This is a genomic window from Roseivirga sp. UBA1976 (assembly GCF_002336325.1).
In the GTDB taxonomy this organism is placed as follows: Bacteria; Bacteroidota; Bacteroidia; order Cytophagales; family Cyclobacteriaceae; genus Roseivirga; species Roseivirga thermotolerans.
In genome coordinates this window covers 1-11,545 of the sequence record NZ_DDDQ01000150.1, presented here as the reverse complement: position 1 = coordinate 11,545, position 11,545 = coordinate 1, and the positions used below count along the sequence as shown (strand labels likewise).

The 11,545-nt window shown below is 42.4% G+C and carries 11 protein-coding genes and 1 pseudogene; 10 read left to right on the top strand and 2 right to left on the bottom strand.

Annotated elements, in window-relative coordinates:
• Positions 1-273: pseudogene (locus tag B3763_RS15410) on the top strand (DNA recombination/repair protein RecA); the annotation flags it as partial.
• Between the two features lie 120 nt (positions 274-393).
• On the opposite strand, the gene B3763_RS15405 reads toward B3763_RS15410, so the two are convergent.
• Positions 394-1,650, bottom strand: a complete 1,257-nt coding sequence (locus tag B3763_RS15405; protein ID WP_189631611.1) for an ABC transporter permease — start codon at positions 1,648-1,650, stop codon at positions 394-396.
• Positions 1,651-1,903: 253 nt separating this feature from the next.
• Between B3763_RS15405 and queA the strand changes: the two genes are divergently transcribed.
• From queA to B3763_RS15360, 9 genes are all read left to right on the top strand, one after another.
• On the top strand, positions 1,904-2,950 hold the full coding sequence (queA, locus tag B3763_RS15400) for a tRNA preQ1(34) S-adenosylmethionine ribosyltransferase-isomerase QueA (RefSeq protein WP_189631610.1): 1,047 nt from the start codon (positions 1,904-1,906) through the stop codon (positions 2,948-2,950).
• Between the two features lie 229 nt (positions 2,951-3,179).
• Positions 3,180-3,731, top strand: coding sequence for a hypothetical protein (locus B3763_RS15395; RefSeq protein ID WP_286747592.1), 552 nt, complete (start codon positions 3,180-3,182; stop codon positions 3,729-3,731).
• A gap of 444 nt (positions 3,732-4,175) precedes the next feature.
• Positions 4,176-4,862, top strand: a complete 687-nt coding sequence (locus B3763_RS15390) for a hypothetical protein (RefSeq protein WP_286747590.1) — start codon at positions 4,176-4,178, stop codon at positions 4,860-4,862.
• A 66-nt stretch (positions 4,863-4,928) separates the two neighbouring features.
• Positions 4,929-5,591 carry a 2-C-methyl-D-erythritol 4-phosphate cytidylyltransferase gene (locus B3763_RS15385; RefSeq protein WP_286747588.1) on the top strand — a complete coding sequence of 221 codons (663 nt, stop codon included), beginning with the start codon at positions 4,929-4,931 and terminating at the stop codon, positions 5,589-5,591.
• Positions 5,592-5,644: 53 nt separating this feature from the next.
• Positions 5,645-6,430, top strand: coding sequence for a 3-keto-disaccharide hydrolase (locus tag B3763_RS15380; protein WP_286747586.1), 786 nt, complete (start codon positions 5,645-5,647; stop codon positions 6,428-6,430).
• 33 nt (positions 6,431-6,463) lie between these two features.
• Positions 6,464-7,699: a nucleoside permease gene (locus tag B3763_RS15375; protein WP_286747584.1), complete on the top strand. Its 1,236-nt coding sequence runs from the start codon at positions 6,464-6,466 to the stop codon at positions 7,697-7,699.
• Between the two features lie 19 nt (positions 7,700-7,718).
• Positions 7,719-8,864: a Gfo/Idh/MocA family protein gene (locus B3763_RS15370; protein WP_286747582.1), complete on the top strand. Its 1,146-nt coding sequence runs from the start codon at positions 7,719-7,721 to the stop codon at positions 8,862-8,864.
• Positions 8,865-8,868: 4 nt separating this feature from the next.
• Positions 8,869-9,918 (top strand): sugar phosphate isomerase/epimerase family protein, encoded by a 1,050-nt coding sequence (locus B3763_RS15365; protein ID WP_189631605.1) that lies wholly within the window; start codon positions 8,869-8,871, stop codon positions 9,916-9,918.
• A gap of 1 nt (position 9,919) precedes the next feature.
• Positions 9,920-10,684: a 3-keto-disaccharide hydrolase gene (locus B3763_RS15360; RefSeq protein WP_189631604.1), complete on the top strand. Its 765-nt coding sequence runs from the start codon at positions 9,920-9,922 to the stop codon at positions 10,682-10,684.
• A gap of 79 nt (positions 10,685-10,763) precedes the next feature.
• Here the strand turns inward: B3763_RS15360 and B3763_RS15355 are convergent, their stop codons facing one another.
• Positions 10,764-11,174 (bottom strand): hypothetical protein, encoded by a 411-nt coding sequence (locus tag B3763_RS15355; protein ID WP_189631603.1) that lies wholly within the window; start codon positions 11,172-11,174, stop codon positions 10,764-10,766.
• Positions 11,175-11,545 lie beyond the last annotated feature (371 nt).

Genomic DNA, 11,545 nt, shown 5'->3' with positions numbered 1-11,545 from the left:
GTAAAAAACAAAGTTGCACCTCCTTTTAAAGTGGTTGAGTTCGATATTATGTATGGTCAGGGCATTTCCAAATCGGGAGAAATCCTGGACATTGGTGTAGAACTGGGCATTATAAAAAAATCTGGAAGTTGGTTCTCTTATGAGAATGAAAAGCTGGGTCAGGGACGCGACTCTGTGAAATCGCTGATTGAAGACAACCCGGAACTAGCCGAAGAGTTAGAAGGTAAAATAAAGGCCCACATTAATGGCGAAGTGGCTGTAGAAAAGGAGTAACCACCTCCGAGTTTTTACCAAAAGAATTAGAGGTTGCCTTAGAGCTTTCTGTACCGTAAAATCTACAGGTACAAATGAAAGACTTTAAAGCAACCTCTACTGTTTTAAACCAATTTTGGTTTAAGCAGCCCTCATGGCATCCACCGGATCGAGTCTGGCAGCCTTGGCCGAAGGAATTATTCCCGAAGCTACACCTATAATAGATGACACAACCACACCCAGAAGAATGTTCTTTAATGTTAACTGAACTTCTAGTGCTCCAAAAGGAATAAATGTGAGTAAATAAACAATAAACACACCTATGGCCCCTCCAATTAAACAGAGGAAAATAGACTCGAACAAAAACTGAAATAGTATAAAGTAGTTTTTGGCCCCCAATGATTTTTGAATGCCTATAATCTTAGTGCGCTCTTGCACAGATACGAACATAATGTTCATAATACCGAAGCCCCCTACTAATATGGAAAAGCCCCCAATAATCCATCCTGCATAACCAACAATATCAAAAACGCCACTAATTGCATCAGCGATAGCTTCAGGCCGATTCAGTTCAAAGTTGGCCTCGTCTTTGGGCTTCAGCCCCCGAATCTTACGTAGCATTCCCTCCATTTCATTCTGTAAATTCACCAAACCTATGTCGTCCTCGGTACCTTTAACTGCTATGGTAGGGTTGGTTCCTTGCCTTCCTACATAATACATTTTGGTAAACATCTTGAAGGGAATATATACTCTTTCATCACTACTCGGTGTCCCCAACAAACTCTTACCCTCTTTTTCCAGAACTCCTACCACAACCAACTTCTGCCCCATTACTTTAATCTCCTTTCCAATAGGATCTATGTTTTGAAATAGAGTTTGAGCTACTTCGTGCCCTATCAGAGCCACGTTTCTTCCCGATTCTATCTCCCTGAGACTAAAATATCTTCCGAGCTCAATATTCAGCGCATAAACATTCTCATAAGCCTCTCCAACACCCATTATATCTATCTGAGACATGCTACTACTCCTGAACTTAACTGTTGTAGACCTATTGGCAAAAACGGTTACGTGAGATGCATTTCTCAGGTTAGAGTTAAGGTATTCATACTCTGCATAAGTATTGTTTGGCCTTCTGAAATAAACATACCATGGGATGTTAGGATCAGCATTTACAAATGAAAATTTATTAACGGTAACCACATTAGAGCCAAGAAAATTGAAGCTATCCTTAATGTTTTTTTCCAGGGAGTCCACCATAGTAAACACAGAGATAATGAGCATTATCCCAATAGTTACTCCCAATAGCGAAAGTGTTGTTCTAAGCAGATTGGTGGTTAAGACCTGAAGGGCAAAGCGAATACTTTCACCCATTAACTTCAAAAATATACCGATGCGCATTGGCCTGAAATTGGTTTTTGTGGTTACTTATGCAACGTAAAGAATTTGAAAAAGTAAACACGCTCAAACCATTAATGGTTAAAAAAAGGAAAAGAGCCAGCGAATGGAAGTTATCACGGTTAAGTGGGAGGCGCATGAAAATTAATTTCTATGCCATATATTCGCATTAACAGGGCTTACCTTATGAAGCTCAATCATTTATTTTTATCTTTGCCAGCTATTTCAAAAGACAGGAGAATTGAGTATCGAGAAAATGAAATTATCGGCATTCAAGTTTGAGTTACCTCAAGACCGAATTGCCAAATACCCAGCAGAAAACAGAGACGAATCCAGGTTAATGGTGTTGCACCGCGACACAGGAGAAATTGAACACAAGGTTTTTAAAGACATTGTGGAGTATTTCGATGAAGGTGACGTTATGGTGAACAATGACACCAAGGTTTTCCCTGCTAGGCTTTATGGCCAAAAAGAGAAAACCGGTGCTCAAATTGAAGTTTTCCTCTTGAGGGAGCTCAATCAGGAAATGCACCTTTGGGATGTATTGGTTGACCCGGCCAGAAAAATCAGAGTAGGCAACAAGCTCTATTTTGGTGAAGGAGAACTAGTGGCAGAAGTTATAGACAATACTACCTCCCGAGGAAGAACTATCCGTTTCCTGTTTGACGGTAGTGATGAGGAGTTCTACAAAACCATAGACACCTTGGGTGAAACTCCGTTGCCCCGCGTTATTCCCAGAGAAACAGAACCGGAAGACAGAGAACGCTTTCAGACCATCTATGCTAAGCATGTGGGTGCTGTGGCAGCTCCTGTAGCCGGCTTGCACTTTACCATGCAGGTATTAAAAAGACTGGAAATTAAAGGAATTGACGTAACCCCTATTACGCTGCACATTGGTTTAGGAACTTTCCGTCCCGTTGATGTGGAAGACCTCACAAAGCATAAAATGGACTCTGAGAATTACACCATAGGAGAAAAAACAGCCAACTTGGTGAACAGAGCTCTGGACGAAAAGAAAAGGGTTTGCTCCATTGGAACCACTTCCATGAGAGCATTGGAATCGTCCGTTTCAGCCGGAGGAAGACTTAAGCCTAACTCGGCCTGGACAGATAAATTCATCTTCCCTCCTTACGAGTTTAAGATTTGTAATGCACTGGTAACGAACTTCCACCTGCCCGAATCTACCCTGCTTATGCAAGCAGCAGCTTTTGGTGGCTACGAAAATATCATGAACGCCTATCAGGTGGCTATTAAAGAAAAATACAGGTTCTTTAGCTATGGCGATGCTATGTTGATTATCTAAAGAACATTAAGCTTAGACAAAGAGAAAGCGATCCCGAAAGAGATCGCTTTTTTGTTGTTTACAGCAAATCGGGAATATTTTCAGCTTGAAGTCAGGGCTCAATCAGTCAGAATTGTTAAATAACAAGAAAGCTCCGACATGTAATTTTTTTTTTGAAGAAACAGTTAGTTACCAATTAATACTTTTCAATCCTGTCAAATACATGATTTTAATCGAATCAAACTGAGTTATGAAAAGAAGGCAGTTACTTCTTACTGTTTTAACCTTGCTTATTTTGAGCTGCCAAGAGGAGCCTGAAGTCCCTAAGCCTGAATTTTCTGCTATAATCAACTCTACAGCAGGAGACTGGCAAGCAAACACTGGTGGTATGTTGTTTTTCAGAAATCAAGAACGAGGAGTTGTTCACCTTTACTTGAGAGGCAAAAGAGATGATGGGTCATTTAATTACCTAGAACTTTTTATTTCTGATGTAAATCTCTCGGCTGAACCACCTCAAACCTTCGATTTTTCTGAATTAAGTGATCAAAGTTATTCGTTTGGGGAGTATAGATATTCAGAAATGACCTCGGGCTGGCAGCCTTACGATCAAAAATCCGTTAAAATAAACGTAACAAAGGTGACCGAACTGGATGGTCTTTTCTTTATTTCCGGAACCTTCGAGTTTACTGGATGTAACAGAGACTCATTCCCAGTATGCTTAAATCAAACGGGAGAGTTCATTAATACCGAAGTATTTCCAAATTATGACATTCTAACCGCATGGTTAGGAAATATTAAATAACTACATACAATTATAAAAAAGCATCTTATCATCTATCTTTTATTAATCTCTTAAGTTGTTATTTCACAAACAATTAAACTGGAGAATTACCAATATGGTCAACGTTTCTGCCCTGGGAATGAAACCTTTCTGAAGTTTTCAGCTAGAGATTTTGCAAATAACAAAATTGCCGGTGAGTTTCGCTTCGAAGTATTTATCGACAACCAAAAATATATAGGCTCCGAAAAGGCATTCGCCTTCCTTATTGGTGGTATATATTACCATCATTACTTCAATTATGCCTTAAATACAGATTCAAATAAAAATCTGGAAATATATGTAAGGCACTATGAAACATATTTCTCTCATTGGGCTGATGGTTTTGGAGTGCCGTCAGATGATATAAGAGTAGAAGTTGAGTTTCTACCATGGCATGGCTTATGGACAGTAGACGAAACATTCTACATGAAATCAAATGTACTTGAACCCGGCCCAGCAGTAGTTGACGGATTCAATAGTCTATTTATCTGCGAAGGGAATGAGGTTCACACTGTTAAGCTGGCTTCTCCACCGCCAAGGGATAACCCTGATGAAAACACCTATTGTGGTTGGGGTTCAGTTATAAATGGACACAATTGGATATGGGAATTACCCTCTGGATGGAAAATCACAAGTTTAAGTGGAGATTTAAATACAGCAACGAATACCTACGAAGGTTTTGATGAAGTAAAAATTCAAGCTCCAAGTACCCTACCTGGAACGGCCACCTTAAATGTAAGGTCTGAAGATGACGGTTGGAATTGGCCTATCAATACTGAAACAGTAATAATTTTAGGTGCTCCACCAGCTCCAACCAACATTCTTTATGAAAATGGACAGCCATTTCCTGATGAAACCTGTATTAGTGGACTATTTGGTAGGGAAATTGACCTTGAAGCACTTAACATTGTCACCATAAGAAATATCGACTATTTAGAATGGAGTTCCGATGCTGGCCTATTGGGATCTTCTACAACTCCAGACGCTTACAACACGCTAAACCTGATGTATCCAGGAACCAATCGGTATATTCTGCCAAATGGCAAATATTATCTTAGAATTATCACGCCATATGGATCAGAAAACCGTCAAGTCATAGTAGACAACAACTAAAAAGTATTGAATTCATAAAGAGAGCCTTCTTAGCAATAAGAAGGCTTTTTTCTTTATAATTGCTCTATGCAAAAGTTTGCAGTAATAGTCGCAGGCGGTAGTGGAAAAAGGATGGGGGCAGAACTCCCCAAACAATTTATAGCACTTCAGGGGCTACCCATACTCATGCACACCCTTAAAGCTTTTCATTTCGATGATATTAAAATACTGTTAGTTCTCCCCGACCATCAGACAGACCATTGGAATCAGCTGGTTGCCACCCACAGGTTTGACGTTCCTCATCAACTGGTAAAAGGTGGTAAAGAAAGATTCCACTCTGTACAAAATGGGTTAAACACCATTGCAGAAAGTGACGGTCTTGTGGCCATCCATGACGGTGTGAGGCCTTTAGTTGACCGGAACATTATAAGGAAAAGCTATGAAATTGCTTATACCAAAGGCTCTGCTGTAGCCTCTATACCGCTGAAAGACTCCATTCGAAGTGTTGATCATTCCGGCAACCAACAAGAAGATCGAAACCAATTCAGGCTTATTCAAACTCCGCAAACCTTTCAGCTACGGCTAATCAAAAAAGCATTTGAGCAGCCATACAACACATCATTTACAGACGATGCTTCCGTATTGGAAGCAGCAGGCCATGCCGTTCATTTAATAGAGGGGAACTACAAAAACATTAAAATCACCACTCCGGAAGATTTACTTATAGCCCAATCGTTCCTCAACGTATAAAGTTGGCTTGATAAGAAGCAGATTTTAGCTAACTTATTGCCTTCAAATTGGACATGAAACGCGCTAAATCTACCTCAATACTCTGGGTGGCCCTAACCTTTATCACCCTAAACTGTACCTCAACAAAAGAGAATGAATGGGTTAACCTATTCAATGGCAAGGACTTGGAAGGATGGATACCTAAAATTACCGGCTACCCGACCGGTGAAAACTACGGAGAAACCTTTCGGGTAGAAGATGGCCTACTGACCGTTTCATATGAAAACTACTACCGCTTCGATAATCGTTTTGGTCATCTCTTTTATGAAAAACCTTTTTCTAACTACCTGCTCAGGGTAGAGTATCGCTTTGTTGGTGAACAAGTGGAAGGTGGAGCCGCATGGGCCTTGCGTAACAGTGGAGTGATGCTTCACTCACAAGACCCTTACACCATGCAAGAACAGCAAGACTTTCCCATCTCACTAGAAGCCCAGTTTTTGGGCGGATTAGGTGAGGGGCCAAGGCCTACAGGAAACCTGTGTACTCCGGGAACACATGTAGAAATGGACGGACAATTAATTGAAAATCATTGCATAAACGCCAATGCTCCAACCTTCGATGGCGACCAATGGGTAACCATGGATATTTTGGTTAGGGAAGACAAAGAAATTGCCCATATTATAAATGGAGACACCATTATACGCTACCAAAACCCAACCATTGGGGGTGGTATGGTAGCCAATTTTTTACCGGAAGCAAAACCGGATGGACAACCGCTTAAAAGTGGTTACATAGCTCTACAAAGCGAAAGTCACCCCATTCAATTCAGAAAGGTGATGATTAAAGAACTTGAAAATTAATCCGACTAAAAACAATACGCTAAACCTACAACTATGAATCAGACAGGAATCACTATACGACTGAGCGTCATGATGTTCCTCCAATTTTTTATTTGGGGAGGGTGGTTTGTAACCCTTAGTTCTTACCTTATAAACAATCTCAACACCACCGCTGCGCAACAAAGCATGGCTTTCTCCACTCAATCTTGGGGAGCCATTATTGCCCCATTCATTATAGGACTTATCGCTGACAGGTACTTTAATGCAGAGCGAATCTTAGGGGTTCTGCACCTTGTTGGTGCCGGGTTGCTCTATATGATGTTTAACTCAACAGACTTCAGCAATTTCTATCCTTATGTGCTGGGCTACATGATTCTTTACATGCCTACATTGGCCTTGGTAAACTCTGTTTCATTTAGGCAACTAACAGATCCTTCCAAGCAATTCTCTAAAATCAGGGTATTTGGAACCCTTGGCTGGGTAATCTCAGGCTTGGTAATTAGCTATGTATTTTCATGGGATTCCGCGGAAGCAGTAAAAGAAGGCATGCTGAGAAACACTTTCCTCATGGTAAGCATAGCATCGGCTATTTTGGGCCTTTTCAGCTTTACACTTCCTAAAACACCTCCACAGGTATCTAAGGGTGAGAAAGTGAAAATCAGTGATATTTTAGGCTTGGATGCGCTTAAGCTTCTAACCAATAAAAACTTTGCCGTTTTCTTCTTTTCTTCAGTCCTCATCTGTATCCCTTTGGCTTTCTATTACCAAATAACTAATCCATTTCTTTTAGATATTGGCTTAGACAATGCTACGGGAAAACAGTCATTCGGACAGATTTCCGAAGTGGTATTTATGCTTTTATTGCCGGTTTTCTTAACACGCTATGGCATTAAGAAAACCTTGTTATTTGGTATGCTGGCCTGGGCTCTACGCTACGTACTTTTTGCCTATGGCAATGCCGACAGTGGCGTATGGATGCTCCTGTTGGGAATAGCCCTTCATGGTATATGTTATGACTTTTTCTTTGTGTCGGGTCAAATCTATACCGATTCCAAGGCTGGCGACAAGTATAAGAGTTCTGCCCAGGGTCTTATTACCCTGGCCACCTACGGTGTAGGTATGCTCATTGGTTTCTGGGCAGCCGGTCAAATTTCCGAGTATTACACCACGGCAACAGGCGACCATACCTGGGAAAGCATTTGGATTCTTCCGGCAGCCTTCTCTGCTCTGGTATTCATTTTATTCGCCCTGGTATTTAAAAACGAAACTATAGAGTATAAAAAAGCATAAACTGAAACGCGATTAATACATGTCAAAACACAGAAAAATAAGATTGGGTATGATTGGTGGAGGGCTTAACTCCTTCATCGGTATTGTGCACAGAATAGCAGCCTACATGGGCGAAGAGTACACACTCATTGGTGGAGCATTTGACTCCAATTATGAGAGTGCTCTCGAATTTGCTAATAAGCTGGAGCTAGACCCTGTACGTACCTATCCCAACATCGATACTTTCATAGAAAAAGAGCTGGCCTTGCCGGAAAACGAACGCATTGAAGCCGTGGTAGTGGTTACCCCAAACTTCCTGCACTATCCCATGGCCAAGCAGCTCATTCAAGCAGGCTTTCACGTAATTTGTGAAAAACCTGTTACCAACACTGCGGCAGAAGCCATTGAGTTAGAAGAACTGGTTCACAAACACAAAGTTGTGTTTACCCTGACTCACACCTACACCGGCTACCCTATGGTGCGACAAATGAAAACCATGATAGCCCAAGGAGCGCTGGGAAAAATTCAGAAGGTAGATGCCCAGTACTATCAGGGATGGATTAACCCTGTTATACACGACAAGGACAAACGAGCCACCGTGTGGAGACTAGATCCTGCTAAAGCAGGGCAAAGCTGTTGTATGGGCGACATTGGAGTACACGCTTTCAATATGATTGAGTATACCACAGGTCTAAAAACCCTGAAGGTTCTTGCCGATGTAGACACTCTTTATGAAGATAATCCGCTAGACATTGATGGAACGGCCATGTGTAAATTCGACAATGGAGCAAAAGGTCTGGTACGGGCCAGCCAAATTGCCACTGCCGAAGAAAACAATTTACGCATAGCCGTTTATGGCACCAAAGCCTCGCTAAAATGGGAGCAGGAAAACCCCAACTATCTCTATTTTCTACAAGAAGGGCAACCCCTACAGGTGCTTAAACCCGGTCACGAATACAACGGAGATCTGGCCAAAATAAGCACCAAAATGGCTCCCGGTCACCCGGAAGGCATATTCGATTCCATGGCCAACATCTACCTCGGTACAGCTCGCGCCATACGGGGCGAAGCATATCTGGAAGGCGCCTTCCCAACCATTAGAGATGGAGTAAGAGGAATGAAGTTTATTGAAGCCGTTCTGGCCTCGGCCGGAAATGGCAATGTTTGGACTGAAATTGTAGATTGAGATGATGAAAACGATTAAAGGACCAGCTATTTTTTTGGCGCAATTTGCAGACGACAAGCCCCCCTTCAACAACCTCTCGAACATTGCCCAGTGGGCTGCTGAGTTAGGGTACAAGGCTGTGCAAATACCCACTTGGGATACCCGCCTTATAGACTTAGACAAGGCTGCAGAAAGCAAAACCTACTGTGACGAACTCAAAGGCACCCTGGCCGAACATGGCTTGGAGGTCAGCGAGCTTTCTACCCACCTTCAAGGGCAACTGGTGGCCGTTCATCCGGCCTATGAGGAGCTTTTTAAAGGGTTCGCTCCTAAAGGAATGAACGCCAAACAAAGAAACATCTGGGCCATAGACCAAGTAAAAAAAGCTGCGCAAGCGAGCCAAAACCTGGGCCTCAACGTACATGCTACCTTCTCCGGTGCATTGGTTTGGCCTTATTTCTACAACTGGCCTCAGCGACCGGCCGGACTGATCGAAAAAGGGTTTAAAGAACTCGCTAACCGGTGGTTACCCATTCTCAACCACTTCGATGAGCATGGAGTAGATCTTTGCTATGAAGTGCATGCAGGAGAAGACCTACACGATGGAACCTCTTTCGAAATGTTCTACGAAGCTACCGGAAAACACAAACGAGTAAAGCTTCTCTATGACCCATCACACTTTATTCTACAACAACTCGATTACCTGGCCTATATAGACCACTACCACGAGTTCTTTGGTATGTTCCATGTTAAAGATGCCGAGTACAACCCTACCGGAAAATCTGGTGTATATGGAGGCTATCAGGACTGGAGAGAGCGACCAGGCCGATTCCGTTCTATTGGTGATGGACAAGTCGATTTTCAAGCCATTTTCTCCAAAATGACTCAATATGGATACGATGGTTGGGCTGTTCTGGAATGGGAGTGCTGCATAAAATCTCCTGAGCAAGGAGCCCGTGAGGGAGCCGAGTACATTAGCCAATTTATTATTGAAGCTACGCAAAAGAACTTCGATGACTTTGCCGATGCGGGAATTAGCGATGAGGAATTCAGAAAACTTTTAGGAATTGATTGATATGAAAAACACCAAAGCAGGATATACCATTTTTCAAAAGGCCGGTTTGTTGGCCGCTACGCTCCTTTTAACGGGAGTCAGCCTTTCGGCACAAATTACGGACCCAAAAGCCACAGAGGTGTGGGAGCCTGTACCCCGAAAAGTAACCCCGGGTAAAAACGGAGCTGCTCCGTCTGATGCCGTTGTGCTTTTTGACGGCACCAACTTAAATGAGTGGAAAAGCCGCAAAGATGGTTCGGCAGCAGCCTGGAAGGTGACCAACGGATATATGGAAGTAGTTCGTGGCACCGGTGATATTATGACTCACAAAAAGTTTGGAGACATACAGCTGCATATTGAGTGGAGTGCGCCCACAGAAATTGTGGGAGAAGGCCAGGGAAGAGGAAATTCGGGCGTTTTCCTTCAAGAAAGGTACGAAATTCAAATTCTTGATAGCTACGAGTCCAGAACATACTCCAACGGACAAGCCGCTTCTATTTACAAGCAGTCTATTCCTTTAGTGAATGCCACAGTTGCCCCGGGCGAATGGAACGTATATGACATCATATATAAAGCTCCACGATTCAATGAAGATGGTATTAAAGTAGCCGATGGCACAATTACAGTAATTCATAATGGTATTGTGGTGCAGAACAATGTGGCCTTAAGAGGAACTACCGAATACATAGGCCTACCTAAAAACCCTGCCCACGGCAATGGGTCTATCATTCTGCAAGATCATGGTAATCCTGTGAGGTTTAGAAACATTTGGGTGAGAGAACTGTAGACCGATGAATTCTTAAACCCGGATTATACATTTACCCCCAAACGCTGCAATGTTTGGGGGTATTTTTTTGGGGCTGAAACTAGGCTTTGGCCGCTTCCATTTTGGCAAATACCTCATTCATTTGGGCTTCTTGTTCCGATGCACTGTGACGGTCTCCCTTCAAGGTTTCATCGAATACCGTACAGCTGAAAATCCCCTTCTTACCGGAAGCTTTCACATGAAAACTGAGCGATTCGTTAGAAACAGTCCACTTCGAAATCTCCACGGTAACATCGACACCCGCAGCCGATTTCTTAATAGTTTGGTTTCCGGAAAGATCCAGACTAACACTTCCGCTACCCAGATTGGTTTCTATGGTAGCAAGAGCAGGAAAGGTAGTACTCCCATTGTCGTATACTGAAAACTCAATGGTTCCCTTCACAAAGCCTACAAAACATTTGAATGACACCCTTTTGTAAATAATTCTGGGTAATCCTGATGATAATGACATAGTCGTATGTGTTTAATTTTGCCTACTCGATAAGGTTTTCGGCATCCCCTATTTTTAATCAATGTAGTCCATATCATAAAGGTGATTTTGAGAATGTGCGCGAATTAACCTTCCAATAGCGCAAACCACTGTCTTTTATACGCAAAAGATCTAATCCACTAAAAAACAGAAGGTTACAAGTCATTCCCCTACCATTAGCTCAACTAAAAACTCATCTTACCACAATCCCGCAGTGCAGAGCATGAGATAAAAAGGTATCATTGAACCAGCTATAAGCAGAAAACCCCTTCTCTAACCATGGGTTATCGAAGGGGTTTTAACCAGTTGAGTCAATTGTCTATTTCTCTACAGTAATGATGTATTCACCGGCC

Coding starts and splice junctions, on each gene's coding strand:
- B3763_RS15405 (WP_189631611.1), bottom strand. CDS start 1,650: ATGCGCATCGGTATATTTTTGAAGTTAATGGGTGAAAGTATTCGCTTT.
- queA (WP_189631610.1), top strand. CDS start 1,904: ATGAAATTATCGGCATTCAAGTTTGAGTTACCTCAAGACCGAATTGCC.
- B3763_RS15395 (WP_286747592.1), top strand. CDS start 3,180: ATGAAAAGAAGGCAGTTACTTCTTACTGTTTTAACCTTGCTTATTTTG.
- B3763_RS15390 (WP_286747590.1), top strand. CDS start 4,176: ATGAAATCAAATGTACTTGAACCCGGCCCAGCAGTAGTTGACGGATTC.
- B3763_RS15385 (WP_286747588.1), top strand. CDS start 4,929: ATGCAAAAGTTTGCAGTAATAGTCGCAGGCGGTAGTGGAAAAAGGATG.
- B3763_RS15380 (WP_286747586.1), top strand. CDS start 5,645: ATGAAACGCGCTAAATCTACCTCAATACTCTGGGTGGCCCTAACCTTT.
- B3763_RS15375 (WP_286747584.1), top strand. CDS start 6,464: ATGAATCAGACAGGAATCACTATACGACTGAGCGTCATGATGTTCCTC.
- B3763_RS15370 (WP_286747582.1), top strand. CDS start 7,719: ATGTCAAAACACAGAAAAATAAGATTGGGTATGATTGGTGGAGGGCTT.
- B3763_RS15365 (WP_189631605.1), top strand. CDS start 8,869: ATGAAAACGATTAAAGGACCAGCTATTTTTTTGGCGCAATTTGCAGAC.
- B3763_RS15360 (WP_189631604.1), top strand. CDS start 9,920: ATGAAAAACACCAAAGCAGGATATACCATTTTTCAAAAGGCCGGTTTG.
- B3763_RS15355 (WP_189631603.1), bottom strand. CDS start 11,174: ATGTCATTATCATCAGGATTACCCAGAATTATTTACAAAAGGGTGTCA.